The organism is Sulfolobus sp. B1 (genome assembly GCF_007050195.1).
Lineage (GTDB): Archaea > Thermoproteota > Thermoprotei_A > Sulfolobales > Sulfolobaceae > Saccharolobus.
This window is the reverse complement of the sequence record NZ_QIMI01000008.1, coordinates 1-25,671: the sequence shown is the minus strand read 5'-3', so window position 1 is coordinate 25,671 and position 25,671 is coordinate 1. Positions and strand designations below refer to the sequence as shown.

General features: G+C 34.4%; 29 protein-coding genes, 1 tRNA gene and 1 pseudogene. 15 read left to right on the top strand and 16 right to left on the bottom strand.

The genetic code is table 11. From position 1 onward, the window contains the following. The first annotated feature begins 78 nt into the window (after positions 1–78). Complete coding sequence (locus DMP16_RS01310) at positions 79–1,326, top strand: 2,3-bisphosphoglycerate-independent phosphoglycerate mutase (protein WP_069282333.1); 1,248 nt, start codon at positions 79–81, stop codon at positions 1,324–1,326. A gap of 54 nt (positions 1,327–1,380) precedes the next feature. Here DMP16_RS01310 and DMP16_RS01305 read toward each other — a convergent pair whose 3' ends face one another. The 6 genes from DMP16_RS01305 to DMP16_RS01280 are packed head-to-tail and all read right to left on the bottom strand — an operon-like array spanning position 1,381 to position 4,924. Next, positions 1,381–1,908 (bottom strand): DUF359 domain-containing protein, encoded by a 528-nt coding sequence (locus DMP16_RS01305; RefSeq protein ID WP_069282334.1) that lies wholly within the window; start codon positions 1,906–1,908, stop codon positions 1,381–1,383. Continuing rightward, entirely contained in the window at positions 1,881–2,081 is a 201-nt protein-coding gene (gene spt4, locus DMP16_RS01300) for a transcription elongation factor subunit Spt4 (protein ID WP_069282335.1), read from the bottom strand. The genes DMP16_RS01305 and spt4 overlap by 28 nt, the downstream gene beginning before the upstream one ends. A gap of 7 nt (positions 2,082–2,088) precedes the next feature. Next, a complete protein-coding gene (locus tag DMP16_RS01295) occupies positions 2,089–2,625 on the bottom strand; it encodes a DNA-directed RNA polymerase (protein WP_069282336.1) in 537 nt (178 codons plus the stop codon). A 3-nt stretch (positions 2,626–2,628) separates the two neighbouring features. After that, complete coding sequence (locus tag DMP16_RS01290; RefSeq protein ID WP_143576835.1) at positions 2,629–3,048, bottom strand: PIN domain-containing protein; 420 nt, start codon at positions 3,046–3,048, stop codon at positions 2,629–2,631. After that, a complete protein-coding gene (locus DMP16_RS01285) occupies positions 3,033–4,274 on the bottom strand; it encodes a translation initiation factor IF-2 subunit gamma (protein ID WP_069282338.1) in 1,242 nt (413 codons plus the stop codon). The genes DMP16_RS01290 and DMP16_RS01285 overlap by 16 nt, the downstream gene beginning before the upstream one ends. 8 nt (positions 4,275–4,282) lie before the next feature. Continuing rightward, entirely contained in the window at positions 4,283–4,924 is a 642-nt protein-coding gene (locus DMP16_RS01280) for a 30S ribosomal protein S6e (RefSeq protein ID WP_069282339.1), read from the bottom strand. 77 nt (positions 4,925–5,001) lie between these two features. On the opposite strand from DMP16_RS01280, the gene DMP16_RS01275 reads away from it, so the two are divergent. Beyond that, complete coding sequence (locus tag DMP16_RS01275; protein WP_069282340.1) at positions 5,002–5,385, top strand: CbiX/SirB N-terminal domain-containing protein; 384 nt, start codon at positions 5,002–5,004, stop codon at positions 5,383–5,385. On the opposite strand, the gene DMP16_RS01270 is transcribed toward DMP16_RS01275, so the two are convergent. The 4 genes and pseudogenes from DMP16_RS01270 to pcn all read right to left on the bottom strand — a co-directional run bounded on the left by DMP16_RS01270 (position 5,382) and on the right by pcn (position 8,586). After that, entirely contained in the window at positions 5,382–5,840 is a 459-nt protein-coding gene (locus DMP16_RS01270; RefSeq protein WP_069282341.1) for a 30S ribosomal protein S15, read from the bottom strand. The genes DMP16_RS01275 and DMP16_RS01270 overlap by 4 nt on opposite strands. Positions 5,841–5,863: 23 nt before the next feature. Further along, positions 5,864–6,857, bottom strand: a pseudogene (locus DMP16_RS01265) (methionine synthase). Beyond that, positions 6,854–7,849: a 5-methyltetrahydropteroyltriglutamate--homocysteine methyltransferase gene (locus DMP16_RS01260; RefSeq protein WP_069282343.1), complete on the bottom strand. Its 996-nt coding sequence runs from the start codon at positions 7,847–7,849 to the stop codon at positions 6,854–6,856. Before DMP16_RS01260 ends, DMP16_RS01265 begins: the two are co-directional and overlap by 4 nt. Continuing rightward, the gene (pcn, locus tag DMP16_RS01255; RefSeq protein ID WP_069282344.1) at positions 7,849–8,586 is read right to left on the bottom strand and encodes a proliferating cell nuclear antigen (pcna); all 738 of its coding nucleotides are present in this window, start codon (positions 8,584–8,586) and stop codon (positions 7,849–7,851) included. The genes DMP16_RS01260 and pcn overlap by 1 nt, the downstream gene beginning before the upstream one ends. 106 nt (positions 8,587–8,692) lie before the next feature. Here pcn and DMP16_RS01250 point away from each other — a divergent pair, with 106 nt between their 5' ends. Continuing rightward, positions 8,693–10,003: a cobyrinate a,c-diamide synthase gene (locus tag DMP16_RS01250; protein ID WP_069284575.1), complete on the top strand. Its 1,311-nt coding sequence runs from the start codon at positions 8,693–8,695 to the stop codon at positions 10,001–10,003. On the opposite strand, the gene DMP16_RS01245 is transcribed toward DMP16_RS01250, so the two are convergent. Further along, complete coding sequence (locus tag DMP16_RS01245) at positions 9,975–10,736, bottom strand: DUF2208 family protein (RefSeq protein ID WP_069282345.1); 762 nt, start codon at positions 10,734–10,736, stop codon at positions 9,975–9,977. The genes DMP16_RS01250 and DMP16_RS01245 overlap by 29 nt on opposite strands. A gap of 347 nt (positions 10,737–11,083) precedes the next feature. Between DMP16_RS01245 and DMP16_RS01240 the strand changes: the two genes are divergently transcribed. The 5 genes from DMP16_RS01240 to DMP16_RS01220 are packed head-to-tail and all read left to right on the top strand — an operon-like array spanning position 11,084 to position 14,444. Then, on the top strand, positions 11,084–11,746 hold the full coding sequence (locus DMP16_RS01240) for a 3,4-dihydroxy-2-butanone-4-phosphate synthase (protein WP_069282346.1): 663 nt from the start codon (positions 11,084–11,086) through the stop codon (positions 11,744–11,746). Next, on the top strand, positions 11,743–12,207 hold the full coding sequence (gene ribC / locus DMP16_RS01235; protein ID WP_069282347.1) for a riboflavin synthase: 465 nt from the start codon (positions 11,743–11,745) through the stop codon (positions 12,205–12,207). Before DMP16_RS01240 ends, ribC begins: the two co-directional genes overlap by 4 nt. Then, the gene (gene ribH, locus DMP16_RS01230) at positions 12,188–12,652 is read left to right on the top strand and encodes a 6,7-dimethyl-8-ribityllumazine synthase (RefSeq protein ID WP_069282348.1); all 465 of its coding nucleotides are present in this window, start codon (positions 12,188–12,190) and stop codon (positions 12,650–12,652) included. The genes ribC and ribH overlap by 20 nt, the downstream gene beginning before the upstream one ends. Next, entirely contained in the window at positions 12,649–13,341 is a 693-nt protein-coding gene (locus DMP16_RS01225; RefSeq protein WP_069282349.1) for a GTP cyclohydrolase IIa, read from the top strand. The genes ribH and DMP16_RS01225 overlap by 4 nt, the downstream gene beginning before the upstream one ends. Next, the gene (locus DMP16_RS01220) at positions 13,320–14,444 is read left to right on the top strand and encodes an amidohydrolase family protein (RefSeq protein WP_069282350.1); all 1,125 of its coding nucleotides are present in this window, start codon (positions 13,320–13,322) and stop codon (positions 14,442–14,444) included. The genes DMP16_RS01225 and DMP16_RS01220 overlap by 22 nt, the downstream gene beginning before the upstream one ends. Here the strand turns inward: DMP16_RS01220 and DMP16_RS01215 are convergent. The 3 genes from DMP16_RS01215 to DMP16_RS01205 are packed head-to-tail and all read right to left on the bottom strand — an operon-like array spanning position 14,411 to position 17,218. Further along, on the bottom strand, positions 14,411–15,160 hold the full coding sequence (locus DMP16_RS01215) for a DNA polymerase sliding clamp (protein WP_069282351.1): 750 nt from the start codon (positions 15,158–15,160) through the stop codon (positions 14,411–14,413). The genes DMP16_RS01220 and DMP16_RS01215 overlap by 34 nt on opposite strands. Positions 15,161–15,162: 2 nt before the next feature. Then, positions 15,163–15,474 carry an RNA polymerase subunit Rpo13 gene (locus DMP16_RS01210; protein ID WP_143576834.1) on the bottom strand — a complete coding sequence of 104 codons (312 nt, stop codon included), beginning with the start codon at positions 15,472–15,474 and terminating at the stop codon, positions 15,163–15,165. Positions 15,475–15,487: 13 nt separating this feature from the next. Continuing rightward, entirely contained in the window at positions 15,488–17,218 is a 1,731-nt protein-coding gene (locus tag DMP16_RS01205; RefSeq protein ID WP_069282353.1) for a DUF87 domain-containing protein, read from the bottom strand. Between the two features lie 38 nt (positions 17,219–17,256). Here DMP16_RS01205 and DMP16_RS01200 point away from each other — a divergent pair, with 38 nt between their 5' ends. The 6 genes from DMP16_RS01200 (at position 17,257) to DMP16_RS01175 (ending at position 21,996) form a co-directional block, all read left to right on the top strand. Next, on the top strand, positions 17,257–19,956 hold the full coding sequence (locus DMP16_RS01200; protein WP_069282354.1) for a DEAD/DEAH box helicase: 2,700 nt from the start codon (positions 17,257–17,259) through the stop codon (positions 19,954–19,956). Positions 19,957–19,993: 37 nt separating this feature from the next. Beyond that, entirely contained in the window at positions 19,994–20,284 is a 291-nt protein-coding gene (locus tag DMP16_RS01195) for a 50S ribosomal protein L14e (RefSeq protein WP_069284576.1), read from the top strand. 6 nt (positions 20,285–20,290) lie between these two features. After that, positions 20,291–20,545, top strand: a complete 255-nt coding sequence (locus DMP16_RS01190; RefSeq protein WP_069282355.1) for a hypothetical protein — start codon at positions 20,291–20,293, stop codon at positions 20,543–20,545. Then, complete coding sequence (locus DMP16_RS01185) at positions 20,542–21,327, top strand: RNA-guided pseudouridylation complex pseudouridine synthase subunit Cbf5 (RefSeq protein WP_083216346.1); 786 nt, start codon at positions 20,542–20,544, stop codon at positions 21,325–21,327. The genes DMP16_RS01190 and DMP16_RS01185 overlap by 4 nt, the downstream gene beginning before the upstream one ends. Further along, entirely contained in the window at positions 21,320–21,877 is a 558-nt protein-coding gene (locus tag DMP16_RS01180) for a methyltransferase (RefSeq protein ID WP_069282357.1), read from the top strand. Before DMP16_RS01185 ends, DMP16_RS01180 begins: the two co-directional genes overlap by 8 nt. Positions 21,878–21,901: 24 nt before the next feature. Further along, positions 21,902–21,996: transfer RNA gene (locus tag DMP16_RS01175), tRNA-Ser, on the top strand. Positions 21,997–22,140: 144 nt separating this feature from the next. Here DMP16_RS01175 and DMP16_RS01170 read toward each other — a convergent pair. Further along, the gene (locus tag DMP16_RS01170) at positions 22,141–24,330 is read right to left on the bottom strand and encodes a GNAT family N-acetyltransferase (protein WP_069282358.1); all 2,190 of its coding nucleotides are present in this window, start codon (positions 24,328–24,330) and stop codon (positions 22,141–22,143) included. A 391-nt stretch (positions 24,331–24,721) separates the two neighbouring features. Further along, positions 24,722–25,216: a DUF1286 domain-containing protein gene (locus DMP16_RS01165; protein ID WP_143576833.1), complete on the bottom strand. Its 495-nt coding sequence runs from the start codon at positions 25,214–25,216 to the stop codon at positions 24,722–24,724. A 301-nt stretch (positions 25,217–25,517) separates the two neighbouring features. Here DMP16_RS01165 and DMP16_RS01160 point away from each other — a divergent pair. After that, positions 25,518–25,671, top strand: a 154-nt coding sequence (locus DMP16_RS01160) for a putative integrase (protein WP_185957794.1), incomplete at its 3' end; no start/stop codon positions are given.

Here is a 25,671-nt window from a genome sequence, read left to right as displayed (position 1 = left end):
GAAAGGAGTTAAGTGATAAAATTTCTGACACTGACCCTCATCAAGAAGGGCTAAAGATTTGAAGAGGGTAGTTTTAGGATGAAAAAAGAGTATAAACTAGTTCTAGTAATTGCTGATGGCTTAGGTGATAGACCAGTTAATAAATTAAATGGATTAACCCCATTGGAAGCTGCTAATAAACCTAACATCAAAGAGCTATTAAAGAATTCCATAGTAGGTTTAATGGATCCAATTTCACCCGGTGTTATAGCTGGTAGTGATACTTCACATCTCTCGATTTTCGGACTAGATCCTCACAAGTATTATAGAGGAAGAGGAGCATTTGAGGCATTAGGAGCAGGAGCAGAACTTAATGATGGAGATGTAGCTTTCAGGGGAAATTTCGCTACAGTAAACAATGATCTAATAGTGACCGATAGAAGAGCTGGTAGAAAAATAGAAGAAGGAGAGGAATTAGTTAAAGAACTTAATGAAAAAATAAAAGAAATAGACGGAATTAGAATTAAATTTTACAAAGGAACTGAACACAGAGTTGCAGTAGTTTTATCTGGAAAGGAGTTAAGTGATAAAATTTCTGACACTGACCCTCATCAAGAAGGGCTAAAATTATTTCAAAGTAGGCCATTGGATAACGATTTCAAATCTCTTAGAACAGCAGAGATAGTAAATAAGTTAACTAGAAAAATTTACGAAGTACTTAATGACTCTGAAATAAACAAGAAGAGAATAGACAGAGGAGAAAAACCAGCTAATATCATCTTATTAAGAGGACCATCTTACTACATTAAGCTACCTAAGTTGGAAAGTTACACTGGCTTAAAAGCTGCAGCGGTTTCAGCTACGGCATTAATTAAGGGAATCTGCAAAGAATTAGGCATGAATGTAGTTACGCCCCCTGGTGCAACTGGTGGGATAGATACTGATTATAATGCTAAGGCTAATGCTACAATTGACTTGCTCAAGGATTATGATTTCGTTTTCTTACACATAAAAGCTACTGACGCTGCATCTCATGATGGATTAATAGAAGAGAAAGTAAAGGCAATAGAAAGAATTGATAGTGTAATAGGTAAAATAGTGGACAAAGTGGGAAGAGATAGCTTGGTGTTAGCCTTTACTGGAGATCACACTACTCCAGTCGAGTTCAAAGAACATACTGGTGATCCCGTACCCATAATGATATATGTTCCTTATCCTATAGTTTATGATAGTGTAAATGATTTCAATGAGAAAGAGGTTAGAAAAGGTAGTTTAAGAATAAGGGGACTAGATGTTTTAAATATTTTGCTTAACTACTCTAATAGAGCAGAAAAGTATGGAGCATAGATGATGAGGCTCGAAAGGGCAGATAGATGAAGAGCCTGCGCAGGTCTGACAAATCTAACATTTTTTCACGTAAGCTTTATTCAATAGATCTAAAGTTCTCCATCTAATCACTTCATTGTTTATGATAACCACTGCACCTACACCAGGCTGTCCATATATTATAAAACTTCCTAATTCAGAGTACATGATAACTGGCATTACGAGTAAGTCCTCTTCTCCTTCTACTAAAATAATTCCACCATTTGACAAAGCTTCTCGAATAGTATCAAATGTAGATAGTCTTATGACACCAGCTTCATTCTTTATCTTGTATTTTATCTTCCATTTACTTTCTACTCCAATCTTTCTCCTAGTCTTTCCATCAACAATTTCTAGGTAGGGGAGAATACTATTAGTTTCTAAAAAAGCACTTACATAATCACCTACAGTTATTATCTTTCTATTGCGGAATTCTTTCAAAAAATTTAGAAATAAATTATTATTTACAAATAAAATACCATATGGTCTAGAAAGTTCTCTCCTTAGATTCACATCATCAAATGTAAAGCATAATTCTATTTCACTATTATCGCGTATCTCCAAGGTTTCTTTACCTCTGCTATATTAGAGATTTCCGAATTTTCGTCAATAACTATTATAATACCATCCCAATCATCACTAAAGTTAGTAGATCCACAAATTGGACATACAGAATCATCTGGATTAACCAAAGCCTTACAATTTTTACAAGCCTTGAATAAAGATTTCCTGGCCATTTAAACATCACTGCTTTTTAATCCACTCTAATTTTCCTAAGTAAGGTTGTCTCATCGTTAAAGCTATTCTAGGTAATCTTGAAGAAGTAGCTGAGGCAATGCTAATTACTCTTGCCCTTACTTTATCTCCCTTCTGTATGACCTTTTTGGATTTTTCTGCAAAAATGACCCCCCTTGTATTATCAAATTTAAGATTATCGTCAGTTATCTGAGATATGTGCACTAATCCGTCAACTGGACCTAAATTAACGAAAACACCATAGTTGTCAACTTGAACAACTTCTCCTTCCACTACTTCTTGAGGAACTGGAACATATGTGAGCATATTAAATTCAACTTCATGATATGTAGCCCCATCTCCAAATACTAAAACTCCTTCCTCATTTACCTTAATGTCCAAAATAGCTAGTACTAATCCTAAATCTTTAATTAATTTCTCTTGGTATTGTTGTCTTAGCTCATTTATCGAGACCTCTTCCAAAGGCTTACCGAATTCACTTGGCGGAATCCTAACCACACTACGTGCTTTAATAAGTTTATACATACGTTAGATAAAATATAAGGATTTTATAATTTTACTCCTACCTTGTAGATATAATACTCCTACACCTTTTTTAATAGAAATGTTTTTTAATTTTTTGTCATTAGTAAAAATAAACATATCATGTTTAAGGGCAGTCCTAATAAGAGCGTCATCTATAGGCAATTCTTCATAATCCCTAATTAAATTCCACATGTTTTTATATGTATCCAAATATTTTCTGGCTATTCTAACTCTTGTTGGAATAATAAATCCTTTTTTATTTCTTTCTTCCAATATATCCAATTCTTTTAAGACATTTGAATGAATATAAAAAGTAGGTTTATATTCTAACAATTCTATAATTTTAGTAAAAGGATCCAAACCATCGTATATATATAACAAAATATTTGTATCTATCAAAACCTTAATTATATAATTCCCCATCCTATCATTCTCCACCTTCCACCAATCTGTCTACTAATTACAACTCTAACTCCTTTAGACCAAACGGCAACAGGTCTCCTTAAGCTAACTTCAATCTCATCAGATTTTACATGTGTAACCACTCCGAGAGTAGTGGAAGATCCAACAGATAACATTAGAGTCTCCTTAGGTCTTATAGGATCAACCTTTAACAATTCCTTTACACCAACAACTCTCTCCAATAGATTATATTTCATTCTGAAATCCCAAAGAACATCTATCTTAGAATTAGCTGAGGTTACAACGTTTCCAAGCAAACTATCCGCCTTAGTTAATGAAGGATCTAAGTAAGTTCCTATAGCCACTAGTCCACCGGGCTTAGCCTCATTGAACTCCTCATCCCCAAATCTTATCGACGAAACCTTAGTGTAAATAGGCTCATAACTTACCTTCCCTTGACTTTCTACCCTCAAACCTGGAACAATCTTTATTTCTTGATCTATTTTAAACATACCTTGAATTATACTTCCTCCTATCACACCACCTTTCAAGTCTTCAAACGAGGTACCAGGCTTATTAATGTCAAAACTCCTTATAACTAACATTACGGGTTGTTGGGATAAATCTCTATAAGGAGTCTTTATTCTCTCCTCTATAGTTTGCAATAAGTAGTCAACATTTAATTTATGCAGAGCACTGACAGGTATTATGGGAGAGCCCTCTGCCCAGGTACCTTTTATAAAATTCTGTATGTCCTTGTATTGTTTTAATGCTTCCTCTCTTGATACTACATCCACTTTATTTTGAACTATAATTAGGTTCTTAGTACCAATTATTCCTAACGCAACGAAATGCTCTCTAGTCTGTGGCTGAGGAAAAGGTTCATTAGCTGCTACTACTAAAATAGCCCCATCCATTAAAGCAGCTCCGGAAAGCATAGTTGCCATTAGAACTTCATGACCTGGAGCATCAATAAACGACACCCTCCTTAAAAACTCCGGTTCTTCATCAGATCCACAAGATTTACAAGATGGTTCAGTTACATAAGCCTCAGGTTTCCTACAACTTTTGCATAAACCTATACTAGTCTCGGCATAGCCTAACTTTATTGTCATTCCCCTCTTAAGTTCTTCAGAATGTTTAGAGGTCCATACTCCGGTTATAGCTTGGACTAACGTAGTTTTACCATGATCTACATGACCAACAACTCCTATATTCACTTCAGGTTGAACTTTAGGCCAAACCAAAAACCATTTCACCTTATAATAATCGTATTAACTTGTACCACATCTTGACTAATCATATTACCCCTAACCGTTCTTCTCCTACGCTGACCATCTTCCTCTGGGTAAAATCCTGGTGGACCACTTAATAATATCTTCCTTTTAGCACTACCCGTTACGTCAAACCTCATAGCGAAACCAGAATTATCAGATCCACCAGTTATCTTCAACTTAGCTGGAATGCCTACTAATGAACCATCTATAACATCACCAATTTTAGAACCTATTAGTGAGGAAGCCTTGTTTTGATCAATACTTATTTGAACTGATTTAGTCCTATACGCTAATGCTTCAAATTCATCCAAACCAAACTTTTCAGACATGGTTTTACTTATCCAAACTTCGTTTTCTGGAACACTATTATCTAACTCTATCTTAAAATGACCCTTTACCTTAACCTTCTTATCTCCCTCTTGTTTTTCTATTTCCAAGGTTACTAGCATATCAGCATTTAAGGCTTGTTTCGTCTTCTCACTCATTTTAGCAAGAGGCAGAGCTTTTCCCTCTTTCTCTCCAGCTATAGACTTAACTTGATCTGAAGCCTTAACCTTAATCTTAGCCCTTTTGGGCTCCTTAGTTTGAGGGTCTGAAATTACTATCTTGAAGTCTGGCATAAGTTAGTGTCACCTTTTTAGTGGTATAACTGAAAACAAATATATAAAATCGCGTTACCATTAATCATCGTGGAATAATGTTAGGAGTTTTATTAGTCTTGCACGGGAGTAAATTACCGGATTGGAAGGAAGTTGGTATTAAATATGCTGAATATCTGTCTAAGTATTTCAATCTAGTAGAATATGGCTTCATTGAATTTAATACTCCAACACTAAAGGAAGCATTAGATAGTCTACTAAATAAAGGAGCTGATCAAATAATTGTCGTTCCTTTACTTTTTGCTACTGGAATGCACTTTAAGCGAGATATACCGAAGCTTCTAGGTTTAGATAATGAGAAGGACATTGAGTATATGGGAAAGAAGATAAAAGTTACAATAGCTGACCCATTAGGCTTTGACGAGAAAATAGGAGAAGTTTTAGTAAGAAGAATAAAAGAATCTTTATTAAAAACTGACTAAGATGCTCCTGCTACAAGTAGTTCAGCTTTAGTTGGATCGTATGCCCAGTCGATTGGTAATTTTTTAATACTTTTATAATACCTTACTAGCCTTCTGATTTTAGATTCAACTTCTTCTAAGCCCTTCTTAGCGGTTTTATCTCTTGGGAACTCATTTAAATGCCTTCTAATATTTACAGCTTTTCTTATTAAGTTAAATAGATCTTCTGGTATTGTAGACTTAAGATTCCTCTCTTCAAGAATTTTAGTTAGTTTTTTACCGGTGACTTGCTTAACTAATGGAATACCATACTGATCCCTAAGTATAACACCTATCATTGAAGGAGAATATCCCTTCTTGGCTAATTCCTCTACTAGCATCTCAACTTCCTCTCTAGTGAACCTTATCCATTTTGGCGATCCAGCCCTTGCTGGTCTAATTGAATGCGATCTCCCTCTTGCTCTTCTTTTATTCATTCACTAGCACCTTGACTAATATATTAAATTATACCTTTCTTTTTAAGTTCTTCTCTTGCGATTTTAGTTCCTTCAACCATAGATACCAACTTCTGATATGCTACTTTTCTGGAAAGAAGCTTTAGCCCGCAGTCTGGATTTATCCAAACCTTATCTGGTGGGAAGTAGTTTAATACGTTTAATATATCCTTAGCGACTTCCTCAGGGGTTTCTACTCTTCTATTATGAACGTCTATCACTCCAACACCTATCTCTTTATTATACTCATATTTCTTAAATAATTTCAAAGGTTTGTAATCATATATTTTTAATGCAAAATTTATTTGATCAACCTTTATTTCATTCAAATATGGTGCAACCAACTTATAATCACCATAACATATGTGCATCACTAGTTTAGCATTAATCCCTTTTACTGCCTCATTAACAGCTTCAATACCCCATTCCACATCCTCCTTTCTAGTATGTAAAGCTGGCTCATCTATTTGGACTATTTTTAATCCCGCGTCCACCAAATTTCTTATTTCTTGATTTATTATTTTAGCCAAATCGAAAGCCAGATCCCTTTTGTTCTTATAATACTCATTATATGACCACTCAGCAATAGTATATGGACCAGTGATCGTTACCTTTATGTTTTCAGTATAGGACACAGATTTTGCAAAGTTAAACTCATCAACTAGCATCGGCATGTTATATTCTAGCTTACCCACTACGGATGGTTTCCTATAATACGCAGTCCCCCATACTCTTACTGGTCCATAAAATCTAAATCCCTTTATCCTTTCGGCAAAAAACTCAACCATCTCGTCTCTTCTAACCTCACCGTCAGTTGGCACATCAATGCCAGCCTTTTTTATGATCATTTAAGACAGTTATCACAGCATCATTAAACGCTTCATTAAGATCCTCAGTGCTTATTTTACCAGCCTTATTCAGCCTTATCGCTTCTTTTAACCATTTAGGTCTCGGATAACTGCCTATCACGGTTGTAGGCAATATGGGTAGTTCACTCATTTAGCTCTCACCATCTTTGTCAAAACCTTATCTAGATTCTTTAAAAGTTTTAGTTTTCTTATCGCAACTACTTCTGGAATAAAATCTAGTAACGAAGTGTTTCCAATTATCACATCTGACGCTTTATTTTCCTCAGCCGAATGTAAAAATCTTCTTATCGTAATTAGTCTCTCCATCTTAGTATTTCTGGAATCTAACACTCCTAAATACACTTTCTTGCCTGAGAAGTACGGATAAACTTTGCCTAACTTCTTCAAATTATCAACTACATCTATGCCGTAATAGTCTACCGGTAGAGAAAAGATAGTATCTAATCTCTTAGGATTCTCTATTTCAAAATAAGTTATCAAATGCTTTTCTAAACCTACTCCACTAAGCATTGACCTATAAACTTCTGGGACTTTTTCTAAAATTTCATTACCTACTCCCTTCTTTAATAGCATTGGCTCATGAATCTCCACGACCTCAACTACATCTGATATGTTCTTTAATAAAGAATTGACAACTAAAGAATAATCCGTAATTGCATCAACGGGATTTTTGTAATATTCGTCAACTGATAAAAGATAATATGAGACTGGACCTAGTATTACAGCTTTAAGCTTTGACTTTAATCCCACTTCTTCTTTAACTTCCTTAGAAAACCTTAGGTCTTTAATGAATTTGTTGTCATCTCCTGCAAACTCAATTTTTCCCTTAATTACGGGCTGTCTGTAATAGAAGTTATTATCAAGAAATCTTTGTAAAGCTCCTTTCTCAGCTCCTTTAACGAACCCAAACGACGTATCAACTAGATCGTCCCATCTGAAGAGCCCATTAGTTACGTAGTTTAGTTCAATTTCATTAGCTAATTTAAATAAATTCATCATAGCCTCTTTTAAATACTTGTTTAGCTTTTCCTCGTCTATTTTATTCATATTATACCATGATATAGCCTTTCCTAACTTTGGATTTTTAGGAAAACTTCCCACTAAGGCTTTTTTGAACTGCATTAGCTAACTTTAGGTGCAAGGAGATAATTAACTTTCCCGCCCCCTTCCATATTAAATGATAACTGTAAAGGTTTCTGGCTAGAAAAGGATAGTCTCATAAAATCTGATAGTTTAGTTAACTCTAGTATATCATTTAGATACTCTGCCGAATATGAGCCCGTTGCTTCATTGCTGAACTCTATATCTTGCAAACCACCAGTATCTCTAGTAAATTCAACCTCAACTTTATTTTCACCCTCAGCCTTAACGACAATACTATCTTCATGACCTTCTATTATCACAGTATCGGTAATAGCTGAGACTTCTTCTATTGCAGACTTAAAACCTTTTGAACTGATAGTAGAACTTATATCAAATTGTAAGTTTATATCCGGTATTTGTTGTTCAGCTATTTCTAGATTTCTTATATAAAACTCCCTGTTCGTACTTCCAATAATAGATATCTTAACTAGGTCGGGAGAGTCACTAAATATCTCTACAGCTTCCTTCCTCTTAGCTACCTTTAATACCTTTAGTAAATACTGAGTATTAAAACCAAATCTAAAGTCCTCACTAACATCATATTCTTTAAACATATCTTTCGGTAAAGTTATTGTGATTAGCGATATGTGAGCTCTATCTAATGCTACTAGCTCAACACCATCTTGCTTAAATTTTAATGCTGCTTCATCTACTAACTTGGCTAAAGCAGTAACTATGGTTTTGAAATCCCTTACATCACCGTAAACAACTCTCATAACAACCTATCTTTAACTTCATTATAGAAACATTTAAAGCGTTATTAACTTTCAATTTAATTAATGATACATAAAGCTTAATTTATTCTGATCAGAAATGACTTCTGTGAAAAGGATTTTAATAGCCTCGGACAGAAGTAACTCCGGAAAAACGTTAATAGCCTCGGGAATAATGAGAGCACTCTCTAAAAAAATGAAAGTTAGAGGTTTCAAAGCTGGACCGGACTTCATAGATCCAGGTTACCATAAAATAGCCACTGGGTATCCCTCAATTAATTTAGACTTATGGATGATGGGAGAAGAGAACGTTAAAAAGAGTTTGTCTAAATACATGAAGGGCTTTGATGTTGGAGTAATAGAAGGAGTGATGGGATTGTATGATGGAATTGAGACATCTTTCAGTACCTATGAGTTAGCCAAGGTTACTAAAACGCCAATAATCTTAGTGATAAATTGTTCTAATATAAGTAGTACTGTTGGAGCAATCGTGAAAGGGCTTAAACTTTATAGAAAAGATGTGGACGTAAAAGGGGTAATCTTTAACAAAATTGGATCACAAACTCACTATAATTATTGCAAGAGGGCTATTGAAGATGATGTGGAAGTTTTAGGATATATACCTTATGACAAATCCCTTGAGGTAAAATCAAGACATTTGGGACTCTTAACAATAGAGGATAATAAAGAAGTTAGCGAAATTATAGGAAGAATAGGGGAAATGGTTCAACAATACATAGATTTGGATAAAATGTTAGAAATCATAGATGACGAAGAATTAAACTTTGGAGTAGCAGACAGAGATTCCAGAAACACTGAACCCAAACAGAAATTAGCAATAGCGTATGATTCTGCCTTCAGTTTTTACTATGCTGAGAATCTTGATATTTTAAAGAAGAAATATGAATTGGAATTTTTCAGTCCATTAAACAATGAAACTGTAAGCGATGTAGATGCAGTTTACATTGGTGGAGGTTATCCTGAGTTGCATCTAAGAGAACTAGAGAACTCTAGTAATACAAAGGCTTGGCTTAAGAGACTATCTTATGACGGAATTAAGATATACGCTGAGTGTGGTGGACTAATGTATCTGTCAAATAATTTAATAGATGAAAATGACAATAAATACAAAATGGTTGGAGTTTTTGATATAGACATAAAAACAAAAGATAAGCTTACAATAGGCTATACTGAATTGGAATCCATTTCTGACAACTTCTTGGTCCCAAAGGATACTATAGTTAGAGGTCATGAATTTCACGTGTCTAAGCCATTATCTGTTAATGAAAGAACTTTCACATTCAAAGTTAAGATTGGAAGGGGCTTATTTAACGGGTTTGATGGAGTAAGGATTCATAATACGATTGCTAGTTATTCCCATCTTCACTTCTCTAACTTTCAGAGGGAGATTGTTTTTTAAGTTCAATTTTCTTCACTCTTTCTATTAATTCCGTTATCTTATCAATATCCGGTGAATATAACCTAACATGGAATGGGAACTTAGAGTCTGAGGATTTAATTTCAACATATTTTTTATCTCTATTTGGGGATATTTGAGCGTTTAACAAGTATTTGGCTGGCAAAAATAATCCAGACCTATCAGTAGCTATTACCCCTTTTTCAGTTATCTTATACGAAGTGGGAGCCATAGGAATATTAGTTTGGAACCTCAAAACTCTTCTGTTCATTAAGAAACTTACACCATAAAGTAATTCAAAATATAATACGTAAAAACCAAACCTATACAACGTATCCGAGATAGAAGTTACGAACTTGATTATCACGTAATTATATAGTATTATCAGAATTATTAGATATAAGAACATTATTCCTAATGAAGACATGTTCTTCTTCATCACCTCAGTGGTCTCCTTTAGGTAATCCTCATCCTTGTTGATTAAATCAGTTGCTTTCTTCTCTTCGTACAGAGTCCTAGCTGCAGTTATTTCGCCTAAAGATCTTCTTTCTCGCAGTAGAGGATTGGATCTCATAACAATTACTGATGTTATTCCCAAATATACAATAATGTAAAGTATATAGAATTCTATGAAGTATTTTGGGAAAAAGCTTAGCACAAGCGAAAACAATATCATCATTACTTGAGATAGCAAAATGAACTTCCAGTTAAACGGATTATAAGCAGAGCTTGACATTTGTTAATAAAATAAACATTTAGACTTATATTTCTGTTGTATCAACGTTTTAACTTATCTCATTAGACTAAAATGACACATTTTAGAATCTTACCCTTTATTCTAACATCCTTTAAACAGAATTTATTAACGATACTGATATGGAATTAACCAGATGGAATCTATATGAAAGAGATCTCCTCCACCTATCACAATTTTTCCAACATTTATTTGATTTATAATGAAAGAAATTTCAATCATATTTCCATTAAAACGCCATAGCGTATATTTCTAAATATTGTGTTAAAATATGTACTCTTTTTTAAGTAAATACTCTTATATACTTTCAATAATAGTTTACTAACGATATGTTCAATCTATCAGAAATACGAAAAGATCTCGAGAGCGGGATGCCAATCTTGATCTACGACTTTGATGGAAGAGAGGAAGAAACTGATATGATATTCTACGCAGGAGCAATATCGTGGAAAAGTATATATGTACTTAGAAAAGAAGCTGGAGGTCTAATTTGTTATGCAACATCTTACCAAGAAGCTAGAACTTTAAATCTGGAATTTATGGCAGATTACCTAGCAAAACACCCTCTTTATTATAGCTTAGTCAAAAAGCAATCTTACGGGGATTTCCCAGCATTCTCCTTATGGGTGAATCATATAACTACTAAAACAGGTATTTCAGATTACGATAGATATGTCACAATAAGTGAGTTACATAAGGTAATATCATTAATTAAAAATAATCCTAATGAAGCAAAACAAGAGTTTTATTCAAACTTTATATCCCCAGGACACGTGCCAATACTAATAGCTAGAAACTTGTCCCAAAGAAGAGGGCATACAGAGTTAACTATTACATTACTGGATAAATTAGGGTTAGAGAGAAGTGCAGTATTAGCGGAGATGTTAGATGAGAAATATAGTATGAACAAGGAGAAAGCTAAAAAGATTGCAGATAGTTTAGGTTTCCTCTTTATAGAGGGAAAGGAAATCCTTAAAGAGGTGTTAATATGAGAAAATATGGAGTTGCAGATACTACCTTTTCGAGAGTAGATATGGGAAGTATAGCGTACAAGGTAATTCAAAGTGAAGACGATGATAGTCAGATAGTCAGATATACTGTGCCCGGGATAAAAGACCTACCAGTTGCTGCAAAACGCCTAATTGATGAAGGATGTGATGGAGTAATAACGTTAGGATGGGTTGGTAAGACAATGCTAGACAAGTATAGTTATTTGGCTGCTAGTATAGGGTTAATATTCGTACAAATATTAACTTCTAAGCACGTGATTGATGTAACTGTTCATGAGGACGAAGCTGAGGATGAAGAAAAGTTAAAGGAAATCGCTATCGATAGGGCAACTAAACACGCTAGAAACCTAGTTAAATTAGTAAGAGATGGAAAAAACGCATTAACTCCTTTCGCAGGAAAAGGTTTAAGGCAGGGGTATAGAGATGCAGGAGAGATTGATTAGATTAGGTATAGTAGTAGCAGAATTTAATTATGACATAACCTACTTAATGCTACAGAGAGCGATATCTCACGCTAAATTCCTTAACGCAGAAGCTAGGGTAGTAGTAAAAGTACCTGGAACTTACGATATGCCATTAGCCGTAAAGAAATTACTTGAAAAAGATTACATAGACGCAGTAGTAGCTTTAGGTGCAGTTATAAAGGGAGAAACTAAACACGATGAAATAGTAGCTAGTCAGACTGCGAGAAAGTTAACTGACTTATCAGTAGAATATGGAAAACCTGTAACTTTAGGTATAATAGGACCTGGTGCAACACACGAACAAGCAGTAGAGAGAATAGAGGAATATACAAATAGAGCTGTAGAAGCTGCGGTCAAGCTAGCTTTGAGATTAAAACGGCTAGATGAATTAGAAAAGGTATCTGAAATGGTGATATTGGATTGAAAATTTTAGCCGTCAAACTAGTGGATTACAGAGAATGGACTGAAGGCTTAGGTGAAGATAGAGAATGGATAATACAAAAAACACAAAATGAAATAATGAGAACTATACATGAAATTTCCTCTGAGTATTACGCATTTCCATTGCAACTTAGATATGATAACTTCCTAATAATAGTTAACAGTCTTACTCCAGAGCAAATATCTCAAATGGTTAAGGATATCAATGACCAAATTCCTTTAAGAGTTAGCACTTGCCTAGGATCTGGCAATACGCCTTTAGAAGCACAACAGAATGCATCAAGATGTATTCCTAATGATCATGGGGACAATTATAATTACCATGATGATCATGTTACCGCATTACACTTCGATATAAATCACAACACTGAGCGCTTAAGGAAAATTTCAATATATGAATCCTTCATTGAAATTATGGACGTATATAGTTTACTAATTAAGTTTTTGTACAGTATAGGAGGAATTACCCAATATTTAGGTGGAGATAATTTCCTAGGCTTCGTTTCTGACAACGTAATATATAAGGTTACTGAAAAAATAGACAGTTTAGAAGGACTAAAGGTCGGGATAGGTATCAGTAAAAATGCTAGAAATGCTATAAAATTAGCTACCTCAGCCTTAGATGATATAAGGAAAGATAGGTCAGAGAAATGGAAAATAAAGAAGGAATAATAATAAACGTAAGATTAGGGCTAATTGGAGAGGAATTGGAACTAAGGGAGAATATAAATATAGAAGTAGAAAACGGTATAATTCAACACATAGGGAACGGGTTTTCTTCTGAGGGAATAACTTTTAAGAATGGTATTGTTCTACCTACATTAGTTAATTCTCACGTGCATTCTGCTGATTTCATATGCCAAGAAATGGGATACAATAAGCCAATAAAAGAAGTCGTGGGAGATCCTAATAGTATAAAATATAAATGCTTAAGTAATCATTCCGAAAAAGAAATAAAAAATTCAATAATAAAATTCGCTCAAAGAGCGAAGGACTTTGGTTCACATGTAATTTTAGACTTTAGAGAACAAGGTCTAATAGGAAGTAAAATCGCTAATCAAGCTAAGTCTGAGTTAAAGAGACAAGGAGTATTGTACTATATTTTAGGAAGATTAGAAAACAATGAAATAAATAATGGGAATCTGAAAGTTCTCCACGAAATCGTAGATGGTTACGGACTATCTAGCACATCAGATATAAATCCTCTGATAAAAGACGTTTTTAAAGATAAAATTAGAGCCATACATATTTCAGAAACCTTAAGACAATGGCTAAGAAATGATCTTGAATCAGCAATAAAAGAGTATAACCCCAACCTCATAATCCATGGAACACATTTAAGCGAAGAGGAGATGGAGATATTAAAAGAACGAAAAATTTCCTTAGTGATATGTCCTAGAAGTAATCTCTGGTTTTCAGTAGGAGTACCTAAAGTTGTCAATTCACTAAGAGCAGAAATCAATGTCCTTTTAGGAACTGATAATGGTGGAGTATTAGATCCTAACTTATGGAAAGAAATGGAAACTTTCTTACTATTAACAAGGCTTCAAGATCCTCTCAGTGATTACTCATTACATGTCCTAAAGGCAGTAACTACTAACGCATACAGGTTTTTAGGCATAAATGGTTGGATAGAAGAAGGGAACATAGCATCATTAATGGTTGTTGAAGGAGAAAAATCTGGAATTTTAACTTCAAATAACAAATATATGGGAATTATAAAAAGAGGGAATAAAATAATTTATGCTCTAGGAGCTATCCAGAACGTCATTTGACCTCCTGAAGGGACATCAACGCTTAGCCTTATAGGTAAATTGTTCCCAAAACTAACTGTTATGGGTGCGGAAAATCCTCTTAAAGCTGCCACTGCATTCTTAAACATCTCAACACTATAGGAAGCTGAAGCAGAACTCTCCACCGAGATATCCTTAAGGGACTTATCTTTGGTCAAAATAGCAAAATACTTTTTACCTTGTTCATCGATCTCTATTTCAATTCTATCTTCATATGCTGAAATCTTCATCTCCTCTCCTATTAATGAAAGATCTCCAGCGATTATATCAAGGACCTTATCATCGGTTGTAAAACTGGCTGACAAGTTAACCTTAGGTTCATTAATTTGCTCAACATCACCTTTTTCAACTTTAAGGTATATATTACTCTTAGTCCCACTTTTCTCATCTTTTATGACAATCTTTATACCACTTTCAGTTTCATCAATTTCTATAGTAGCTTTTTTAGATTTAGCCTTAGATAATATCTTCTTAACAGAAGTTATGTCTAATTTAACTGAAAGCGGTTTTTCTATACTATAATCCGAAAGAACATCCTTTGGTATTTTAGCTAAAGCCATTAATGTCTTATCTTCAGTCAAATGTCTCGAAAATACGCCATCTTCTGAGAGATTTAAAGTCACTATATCACTTACCTTAGCTACTGCACTAATGAAAGAAAAGAAATCTTTTGCATTAGGGTAAACAACTTTAAACATAATTAACTCTCCTCATCCTCTTTTTTAACTTTCTTTTTTGGTTTCTTAACCTTTTTAGCTGGTACTCTCTTTGTTTTCTTCTTAGAATCCCCACCCTCATATTCTTTAAAGATTTGATCAAAATTTAGCTTAGCCTCATCCACACTGATTTTACCATTTAATAAATCATCCCAAATTTGGGTATTTTTCATAAGTAATTCTATATCTTTAATCGAGAGCTTAGGTAACTCTTCACTTTCTTCTTCGACTTTCTCCTCTCCCTCTCCCGCACTTCTCTCCTCTCGATACTCATCTTCGTTCTCGTCCTCTGGCATACTAATAACCAAATTATTTTAAAGAATTAAGCTTAACTAAAAGTATATCTCTGTATTCACTTGTTACTGTAACGACATGAGCTCTATCTAAGTATTGAATTGCTTGATAAATAGCCCTATACTTATCTTGGTCACCCCCACCCAAAGTCCTGCTCAAATACTCTAATTCTTTTGGTTCTATAACATTAAATATAAATATATGATCTGAATTTTGTAATATATTTTCTATATGATCGATCAATTGTGAGATTAAAATTATGCCTACACCGAACTTCCTTACTTCAGCAAAAAGTCTTTCCACTACCTCTAAGCCAGTCTCCTTACTTAATATAAAAGGAGCTTCGTCAATTACCACGAATTTCCACAAAGCTGACTGACCTCTCTTATACAAATAACTCCTAAAATCCCTCAAGATAGTCTCAATCAAAATGTACTTGAGCTCATCTGTTGGAACTTTAGAAAGATCTAGAATTATATTATTATCAAATACGTAATCCATGTCAATACTGTTACCATTCAGCATTTGATTAGATAAGAATTGAATATAAGGCTCAATAGATTGAATTCGAGAAACATCTTGAGATGTCTCAACTAGCTTCTTCTTCCTCTCCATAGTTATCAAAACATCATGAAAAGTAGGCGGCTTAGAATTCCACGTATTAGGATTATTCTCATCAACTCCTTTCTCAGCATAAGTCTCCATTATGATATTGAAAATGTCAATAGTTTGTAAACTACCTAATTTAAACAAAGATTTCAACATATAAGATATTTCTAAAGACCTTTGCCTAGGTGATGAACCGTTTAATGAAAGGGGATTTAAAGAATACCTTGACATATCAATCTTGTTCGCATTATTAATGTTATACTCTCCATGGAGATCAAAGACTAAATAACTTAAGTTTGTCTTCTCAAGTAACAGTTTTGCTAAGGAAGATTTACCAGATCCGCTAGTACCAATTATAACTATATTATAATTTTTGGATTTTGCAAGGTTTAGATTAAACTTGACACCAGAAACCTTCTTCCAACCATATTTCGTCTGAGAGAACCTATTAGTTAAGGTAGGAGATAACACTCCCTCAACCTTACCCAATTCTATTCCTTCGGAATCTGTCTCGAATCTAATAGAGTGTGTGATCATATATGGTATTGAAAACCACGAAAGCAGGATCAGAGGAAATTCATTCTCCTCACAGATAGTTAAATAGAGAGAATAGCCTACTATACTACCAATAAGTAATAACAAATTATTACTTATAAAGTAGAAGATAAAAAGAGATATTAATAGAACAATCACCCCAATGACTACTTTTTTTCTATTTATACTGATCTTTATCCTGCTCAAATTCAATACTACCTCATCCGGAAATGATCTTCTAGTTAATCCAAGTATTATACCGACTATTGCCAATATCCCAAAATAATACGGAGACAAATCCAATAATGTAGAAAAAGTTACGAAATTGTTGTAAACTATTGAGGCAAAAGCAAAAAGAGTTATGTAATATAATATTGCAATGATTATCGAAGAAAACATTAGAGCAAATATAACTGAAGACACAGAAATTAAAACCAATGAAAGTATAAATAATGAAAACGAATTAAGTAGTGAAGAATCGAGGAATGAAGTAAAACTACCCGGAGTTGCAATAGGTATAACCATACTACTTAAGGATACATATAACATCATAATTAGTGAGATTAAGATCACGTTTGCAATTACATGCCTATACTCATACATCTATAAATATCCTCTTGTAATACTTAATACTTGCGAGAATGATAAACATAACTAATGAATTCCTGGTAAGACTGAAGAAACTTGGATATAACGAATTAACCCCGATACAGAAAATCGCAATACCAAAAATATTGTCAGGGAAAAACGTATTAATTATAGCCCCGACTGGCTTTGGTAAAACTGAAGCTTCAATAATACCAATCTATTATAAAATATTTAAGGATAGACCAGAGAAGATATCAGCCTTATACATAACCCCTCTAAGGGCACTTAATAGAGACTTACAAGCCAGATTAGAGAAATTAGGTGAAGCGTTTGAAATAACCGTCAAAATAAGACATGGGGATTCTTCAACATCAGAAAGAAAACAAATAATTGAAAACCCACCTGACCTACTAATTACCACACCAGAAACTCTACTTTACTTAATTTTAAATAACAAATTTAGAGAATATTTTAGTAACTTAAAATGGATAATAATAGACGAATTACAAGAAATGCTAGATGAAAAAAGAGGTATTGAGCTTTCAGTTCTCCTACAGAGAATTAAAAGATTATCCAAAAATAGGATACAATTTATTGGAATATCCGCAACAATTGGTGACGTAGAGGTTGCAAAAAAGTATCTCAGTTATGAAGTAGAGGTTGCAAAAGTAGATGCAATGAAAAATATGGAAATAGGTATAGTCATCCCAAGAGAAAGAGATCAAGAGTTAACGCTAAAACTGGGATTGAAACCAGAAACAGTATCTAGAATTGTAGAGCTTAAGAAAATAATAGAGGGTAACAAACCAGTCCTAGTTTTTACAAATACTAGAGAAACCAGTGAATTCTTATCAAATCAGTTATCCAAGTTAGGCTTAAAAGTTGGAACACATCACGGATCCCTCTCAAAGGAAGTGAGAATACAAGCAGAAAACGAGTTTAAAAAAGGAAATATCGACGCAATAATAGCTACCTCTAGCCTAGAACTAGGAATAGATATTGGAAGGATAAACCTGGTAATACAGTATATGTCTCCCAGACAAGTGATTAGACTAGTCCAAAGAGTAGGAAGAGCTGGACACTCCATAGAAAAAACCTCTAAAGGAATAATCATCCCCTCTGATGATATATTCGATATCTTAGAATGTAAGGCAATAATAGACTCATTTCATGAAGGATACTTAGAGAAACCACTAATAGAAGATAACCCGCTTGACGTTGCATCTCATGAAATAGCAGGAATGGTGTTGGAAGGGTATAGTGATCCAAAGGAAATATTAAATGTATTAAGAAGTTCATTCTATTTCGAAAAGCTAACGGAGGAAAAGTTCAATGAGGTATTGGATTTAATGGAATCAGCTAGGATAATAAGGAGAAAAGAAAATAAGGTGATTCCGGGTCCTAGAATATGGAAATATTACTATAACGTTAATATGATACCAGACTCGTTGAGAAGCTACATCGTAATAGACTACTCAACTAACACAAAATTAGGAGTTTTAGATGAGGAATTTGTGGCAACACTGGATAGTGAAAGCATATTCATATTAAGCGGTAGATTGTGGAAAGTGGTAAGTATAGAAGACGATAGGATATTCGTTGAAAGGGCTGAACTAAAATCTGGAATTTTGCCTAGTTGGTTCGGAGAATCCATTCCAGTGGAGAAAGAAGTGGCTAAGAAAGTATTTGAGTACATTCGAGCTGAAGATGATGATGAAAACGTGATAAACGTTATCGATAAGCATAAGAGCAGAGGATATCCTCTTCCTAGGTCAGATGAGATAGTAGTAGAAATAATAGGTAATGACTTAATAGTCTTACACTCACCCTTCGGCTCTAGGGGTAACAACACTCTAGGAACTATTTTCTCAGTCTTGTTATCCAGTGAAAAGAGCGTTAAAACTTCCTTTAGAGCAGATCCTTATCATATAGCAGTAGCGTCAATTCTCCCAATAAACAGATACGATATCCAAAGGGTAATAGAAAAAATCAATTCCTTCAACATAAATGAGCTTTTGGAAATTCTAAAGCAAGGAATTAAGGAAAGCCCACAGTTCAAGTGGAAATTATTGGTAGAAATTGAGAGATTCGGAATGGTAGACTTTGATAAAAAGAACATTCAAATAACTTCTCCCATACTAAAAGCTTACACAAATACATTGGTCGGGGAAGAGGCAGTTAATGAACTTTTAGTTAAAAACCATGACGTGGAAGTAATAAACGAAATCAAGAAATATTCTTGGAAAATAGTAGAGGTAATTGAACCATCTCCTCTAGCGAGAGAATTTCTTGACAAACTAATGAGTTATAATACAAATGATGACGCTCCATTAGTAATTGAAGTCTATAAAAGAAAATTAATCAACAAGGAAATCAAGGTGATTTGCCTAGTATGTGGCTGGAGTTCAAAACACACTGTAGTTAATACTCCAGACAAATGTCCTAAATGCAATTCAATATTTCTTACGGCAACAAGTCCAGATGATAAAGACGCAGAGAGAATAATAAGAGATGCAATGCTAGGAAAGAGGTTAAAAGGAAACGAGAAAAGGAAGTTGGAGGACTTAAAGACTATAGCATCACTTTTCTCTTCATATGGTAAACACGCTTTCATAGCTTTATCTGCCAATGGCATAGGTCCAAGCAACTTAGGAAGGGTGCTAAGTAAATTATCTGAGGGAGAGGACAAGTTTTATTTAGCAATTATGGAGGAGGAAAAAAGGTTCTTAAGAACAAAGCAGTACTGGCACTAATCTTATATTTAACCTCTTAAAAGTTTTTGTGATAGCAATGCCTGCAATAGAAATTGGGAGAATATGTGTAAAAGTAAGAGGGAGAGAAGCTGGAAAAAAGTGTGTAATCGTCGATATAATAGATGATAATTTCGTTCTTGTAACCGGTCCAAAAGATGTAAGTGGCATAAAGAGAAGAAGAGTTAACATACTGCACTTAGAACCTACAGACAAAAAGATAGAAATACAGAAAGGAGCTTCTGATGATGAGGTTAAGAAGAAACTACAAGAGTCCAACTTATTAGATTACGTAAAAGAAAAAGTCAAACTATCTATACCAACTTTGTGATATGCTATGTTAGACAGTTTTATTTATAAAATAGATAATTTTTGTGATTATAAAAATGAATGGATAATAAGAAAAGATAGTCAAACCTCTGAAAATTACGGGTACTTTCCAGAAAAAAGACCCATAGAAGTTCACATTAAAAACTCAATAATTAACCTTGATAAACCACCTGGTCCCACTAGCCACGAAGTAGCGTATTGGGTTAAGAAAATGCTTAACGTAAATAAGGCAGGGCACGGAGGGACCCTAGAGCCCTTATAGAGGGGCGGGGCAATCCCAAGGTAACGGGAGTACTTCCCATCGGTATAGAAAACGCTACGAAGATTATGAGCTACATCACTAAAGCGGGTAAAGAATATGTATGCGTAATGCAAGTCCATTGTGATGTTAACATAGATGAAATTACTAAAATAGTAGAAATGTTCAAGGGAAGGATATACCAGAGACCACCTGTTAGATCGTCAGTCAGGAGAAGGCTGAGAATTAGGACAGTTTATGATATAAAAATACTTGATTATGATAAAAAATTTGTTTTGTTAAAAATAGAATCAGATTCAGGAACTTACATGAGAAAAATATGTCACGATATAGGCATAATTTACGGCTGTGGAGCACACATGAGAGAGCTCAGAAGAACTAAGTCTGGAGTATTCACAGAGTCCACTAACTTGATCACATTGCAAGACTTATCAGAGGCATTATACTTATTCAGAAACTGTAAAGATGAAACTGAGTTAAGAAAAATATTAATGCCAATGGAATATGGTACGTGCGGAATGCCTAAAATAATAATAGAAGATTCAGCAGTAAATGCTATAGCATATGGAGCACCACTAGCGATACCGGGAATAGTAGCATATCAAAACTTCGCAAAAAACGATACAGTTGCAATATTAACGTTAAAAGGCGAGTTAGTGGCTATAGGTAATACCGTAACAAACTCCTCCGAAATTCAAAACGCCAAGAAAGGAATAGTAGTCAATCTGAATAGAGTTTTTATGCAGAGAGATTTATATCCTAGAGCATGGAAAAAACATGAGTGAATACGTAATAAACGAAGTGATAAACGGAATACCCATAACCCTTATCTCATCTAATAACGTATTTTCAAAAAAAGAACTAGATTTAGGGACGAGATTACTTTTAGAAAATTTAATTATACCAGATGAAGGAATAGTAGCTGATGTAGGATGTGGCTATGGTCCAATAGGAATATACATTGCCAAGAGAAATGCAAAGGTAAAAGTCTATATGATTGACGTAAATCACATAGCAATAAAATTAGTTAACAAAAACGCCGAGATAAATGGAGTAAAGGAGAGGGTAGTAATCATTAAATCCGATATCTTCAAAGCAATTCCAACTGAAGTAAAATTTAATGCAATATATTCCAATCCCCCACTCTCTAAAGGAGTTGAGTTCATAAAGAAACTAGAAGAAGAAGCTTATGATAGGTTATATAGCAAAGGCTTTATACAATTGGTAGTGTATAAAGGGGAGGCTAACGTTATAAAAATATTCGAGAAAAGATTTAGGATAGATAATTTGAAAAGGAAGAAAGGTTATAGCATAATAACGATAGTTAAAGATTAAAGCTATTATTTAGATATAATTAATGCCGGGGTGCCCGAGCGGTCTAAGGGGCTGGCCTTGAGAGCGCCAGGTTAGCCAGTAGGGTAATCCCTGCGCGGGTTCGAATCCCGCCCCCGGCGCTAATAAAATTTTACGTTAGCATTATATAGAATTTTTACACTTAGTTTTCATAAAAATTCTTCATTAATCCCCATATTTGAAAATTAAACTAGGTTGGGTGATAAAAACCTCACCCTTTAGGGTTGGGAGGAGGCCAGCAGAATTCACGCATCTACGAATATTTTTAACAATTCACTTAATCCTTTCTTTACCCTCTTCTCAACCTCCCTACTACTTATCCCTAACATTAATCCAGCATGATACCAACTCTTTCCTTGTAAAACTCTAGCTATCAAACTACATTCTAATTCTTCAGCTAACTTCGTCTTAGGTAATAATAGGAAATAATTCGTGACTAAAGAATGTGAAGCTTCAGCGATAGAATTATAGGGCAAAATACCATTAATATATGCTTTAATCTTATCTATATACAAGCTTGGAATCTCACTTAACCCATTATTAACGGGAGGAGTATTATCAAGTAGTAATGCTAATACACAAGGATTAACGTTAAAGTAAACTTGATGTGAAGTTCTTAACAACTTATCCTTCAATAGCTTTGACAAATTGTTTACCATCTCTTTAGCCCTATTACTTAAAGGCTTAATTACAATACAAGAATAACCATTTAATTCTTGATTCTTTATTGACGATAAATAAACAGGAGTAAAACCATTCTTTAGCCAAAAACGTAAAACTCGCTGATCAGCTATAAAAGATGAACCAACCCAATCAATTCCCTCTCCTTCTGCCTCTTCTATCACTTTGTCTAACACTTTGCTTCCAATTCCCTTTCCTTGAAATTCTGGAGTTACAGCAATCCTCATAACTCTCCAGCCCTTAAGCTTACCAAAATCGAGAAATCTAACATATTTTATAATCCTATGAGGAATTAAGTGGCCCTCGTTTTTTACGCCATCTGATATATTAACTATCTCTTCCTCTCTTAGATTGCCCTCGTAAACTACTTGAGCAACGCTGATTGGATTATCGTCTGCCCAGTAAACATAAATCCTTTGAAAAGCCATATCTCCTAATAACATCAGATCGTCTGGAGAATTCCTATAATGAGCCTCTACCAAAATGCCATAAACCTTTTTCAGCAGATCATCATTAGAAAACAATTCTTCTTGAGAAACTCTAGTAATCTTATAATTTGTTATAGAACTAACTTCCGGAGCCTCAGCATCTAATAGAAAAACATCATATAAGAATCTCTCTACTGGGTCTCCTTTAGCATACCTTATTGGATACTCCAATTTAACGTGTTTAACTAAGAGTCCCTTTTTGAGTTTATCCACGAATTTTAGGAATGCCTTCCCAGAACCCTCATAACCGTGAATTGTGGTTACTAATATTACCTTATCATATTTCCTTATAATGTAATCTAAGTTTTCCATTCCTATCGCTGCAGCTTCATCAACTACTATTAAATCACCTTCTTCATCCTCAGCTAAGTCTGGAGGCAACCACTTAACCCTAGTTTCTCCACGTCTCACTCTCATTATTTTTCCATCTCTCGACTCACCTAAGCTGAATTTAGCCCTAAGAACTGATAAACCTTTCATTAAGAAATTGAAGATTTCTTGAGAGGAGAAATATGTAGGTGAGGTCACTACGATATTACTGAATATCTCCTTATTCACTAAATATGATAAGAATAAGCCTACACTAGCACTTTTACCTCTACCCCTCGGAGCTGTTACAACTAAAGTCCTCTTACCACTCTCTAGAATAAATAAAGATTCTTCTAAGACTTTGTTTTGATCTGCAGACATACAAACCTCGTGTAATTGAATTGGTATATTTGGCCTTTGAGGAATTTTCTTGAATGGCTTATGAGTTTCAGCAGATGAATAAGGTATGAAATTAATTTTATCATCAAATACGATAATGCCCCTATGTGATAAAGCCTTTTGGAGAAATCTTCTCTCAAATAAGTCGTTTACTATACCGTCTCTGGACAGAGAATTCCTATACAATTTATTCTTCAAAATATTATCAGAATATATAATTACTAATCCTCCCCCCCTAGCCATATCTATAAAACGTGAAATATAATTTGGTCTAAAATCACTTACAGCGTCTAAAATTACTAGATCTCCGGTAAGTCCTAAATACTTATCTGAGTTAGAATAATCTATGTCTACAATATTAGGTAAGATTTGCCTAAAGCTCTCGAGACGTTCCTTATCAGCCCATGGATGAAAAGCGTAAATCACAGTAGGATTTTTGTTAACTCTCAAATAATCCTTTACCAAAGATAAGCTTAGATCAAGATAGGAAGGAGATTGAACAAAAGCTAAATGTCTGTAATATCCCTTTTTTGCGTCAAGGAAGTAATTTGTAAACATCTAAATAAATTAGATCGCTAAACTAAAAATTAGTCTCTGATAAACAGAACAACAAACCTTCCCTTTTAAGGTGTGGAGGAGGTCAGTGAAGGGCATATAGAGACCCGAGACTAAATAGCCAATTCTGGATCCACGTAGTAGTACTAATACTAGTTGAATTTTTTCATTTAACTAGGGAGTTAATTCAAAAGGAAAGCTTTTTTACCAAAAAACAATATAAGGAAATTAGGGGTTGGTGGGTCAGCTCTAGGTTGGCTCTTCATAGGTCTGCTCACACGGTATTCATCATCCCTCGCCACTCCCAATTCTTCTTCAGGAACTCATTTAAAAACTTTTCGTTTTTCGCTTTATTATCTTTAATAACGCGACTGTAATAATATTATTAGTATAATCATTTCAAATATAATGAGGCTATAAGCATTAGAACACCAATCACTATTGCCAGCCCATTAACGAAAGGATTATCATACTTATAATGGGCTAAAGCAAACCTCCTCCACTTCCCACCCTTCTTCACATATATCCCCTTTTCAGTAAAAACATCTAAAAGCATGTGAGAAGGACGTACTATTACACCATCTATTACTATAGGAAAGAAAGTATTAGAGAAACTATTATCGTAGAGGAATAGAAGAGTGACTATCGGAATAATGGATAAAACACCCCAAAGGACACTCCTAGGCAGAGTATGAGTCAAAGGAGTCCTAACTGGTATTTGCCCTTGCTTAGTTAATACCTCCTTATGCCCCAACCTATCAATAATTAAATTACCAATAACAGAAATTAGGGCAGAGAAGAGGAAATAAATGAAGAAATCCCCAGACAAAAACGTGTCTACCAAACACAAAAGACCAGAACTAAAGACGTAATGAGTCCTTAACCTCATACATTATTATTAAACAACAAAAGATAAAAAAACACCACCCCATCCCATTCAGCCTAAACTTCCACCCTTGCCTTGAAAGGCGAGGGTTATCTTTCCTTTGTTACCAGTGAAGTTAAACAATAGAGTGAAGGGCGTGGAGAAGGTCGACGTATTGTTAGGCAAGGTGTGAAAAAGAGGCGAAGATGGCATGAAATTCTTTCTGTCGAATGATTCTAACCACGAGTGAGATAAAAAAGGTAACTCAAAATCTCGTAACTCTTTATGTGTTACCAATGCTTGTAAACGTGAATTAGACGTTAATATGGAGAAAGAGAAGACACGTTATAAATATGGTGACTATATTATACGTCCTATTAAAGGGCATTATTATGGCTATAAATTGGAAACGGTGAATAGTGAGAATAAGGAAACTTATGTTGGACCTTTAGTTAACATCATTGAAACATATCTGAAAA

Excerpts from the sequence above, each read along its gene's own strand:
- DMP16_RS01280 (WP_069282339.1), bottom strand. The coding sequence starts at position 4,924 with ATGCCAGACTTCAAGATAGTAATTTCAGACCCTCAAACTAAGGAGCCC.
- DMP16_RS01240 (WP_069282346.1), top strand. The coding sequence starts at position 11,084 with ATGTTCAATCTATCAGAAATACGAAAAGATCTCGAGAGCGGGATGCCA.
- DMP16_RS01205 (WP_069282353.1), bottom strand. The coding sequence starts at position 17,218 with ATGTATGAGTATAGGCATGTAATTGCAAACGTGATCTTAATCTCACTA.
- DMP16_RS01195 (WP_069284576.1), top strand. The coding sequence starts at position 19,994 with ATGCCTGCAATAGAAATTGGGAGAATATGTGTAAAAGTAAGAGGGAGA.
- DMP16_RS01290 (WP_143576835.1), bottom strand. The coding sequence starts at position 3,048 with ATGGGGAATTATATAATTAAGGTTTTGATAGATACAAATATTTTGTTA.
- ribH (WP_069282348.1), top strand. The coding sequence starts at position 12,188 with ATGCAGGAGAGATTGATTAGATTAGGTATAGTAGTAGCAGAATTTAAT.
- ribC (WP_069282347.1), top strand. The coding sequence starts at position 11,743 with ATGAGAAAATATGGAGTTGCAGATACTACCTTTTCGAGAGTAGATATG.
- DMP16_RS01165 (WP_143576833.1), bottom strand. The coding sequence starts at position 25,216 with ATGAGGTTAAGGACTCATTACGTCTTTAGTTCTGGTCTTTTGTGTTTG.
- DMP16_RS01295 (WP_069282336.1), bottom strand. The coding sequence starts at position 2,625 with ATGTATAAACTTATTAAAGCACGTAGTGTGGTTAGGATTCCGCCAAGT.
- DMP16_RS01220 (WP_069282350.1), top strand. The coding sequence starts at position 13,320 with ATGGAAAATAAAGAAGGAATAATAATAAACGTAAGATTAGGGCTAATT.
- DMP16_RS01310 (WP_069282333.1), top strand. The coding sequence starts at position 79 with ATGAAAAAAGAGTATAAACTAGTTCTAGTAATTGCTGATGGCTTAGGT.
- DMP16_RS01200 (WP_069282354.1), top strand. The coding sequence starts at position 17,257 with ATGATAAACATAACTAATGAATTCCTGGTAAGACTGAAGAAACTTGGA.
- DMP16_RS01190 (WP_069282355.1), top strand. The coding sequence starts at position 20,291 with ATGTTAGACAGTTTTATTTATAAAATAGATAATTTTTGTGATTATAAA.
- pcn (WP_069282344.1), bottom strand. The coding sequence starts at position 8,586 with ATGAGAGTTGTTTACGGTGATGTAAGGGATTTCAAAACCATAGTTACT.
- DMP16_RS01275 (WP_069282340.1), top strand. The coding sequence starts at position 5,002 with ATGTTAGGAGTTTTATTAGTCTTGCACGGGAGTAAATTACCGGATTGG.
- DMP16_RS01215 (WP_069282351.1), bottom strand. The coding sequence starts at position 15,160 with ATGTTTAAAGTTGTTTACCCTAATGCAAAAGATTTCTTTTCTTTCATT.
- spt4 (WP_069282335.1), bottom strand. The coding sequence starts at position 2,081 with ATGGCCAGGAAATCTTTATTCAAGGCTTGTAAAAATTGTAAGGCTTTG.
- DMP16_RS01270 (WP_069282341.1), bottom strand. The coding sequence starts at position 5,840 with ATGAATAAAAGAAGAGCAAGAGGGAGATCGCATTCAATTAGACCAGCA.
- DMP16_RS01210 (WP_143576834.1), bottom strand. The coding sequence starts at position 15,474 with ATGCCAGAGGACGAGAACGAAGATGAGTATCGAGAGGAGAGAAGTGCG.
- DMP16_RS01180 (WP_069282357.1), top strand. The coding sequence starts at position 21,320 with ATGAGTGAATACGTAATAAACGAAGTGATAAACGGAATACCCATAACC.
- DMP16_RS01245 (WP_069282345.1), bottom strand. The coding sequence starts at position 10,736 with ATGTCAAGCTCTGCTTATAATCCGTTTAACTGGAAGTTCATTTTGCTA.
- DMP16_RS01170 (WP_069282358.1), bottom strand. The coding sequence starts at position 24,330 with ATGTTTACAAATTACTTCCTTGACGCAAAAAAGGGATATTACAGACAT.
- DMP16_RS01260 (WP_069282343.1), bottom strand. The coding sequence starts at position 7,849 with ATGCAGTTCAAAAAAGCCTTAGTGGGAAGTTTTCCTAAAAATCCAAAG.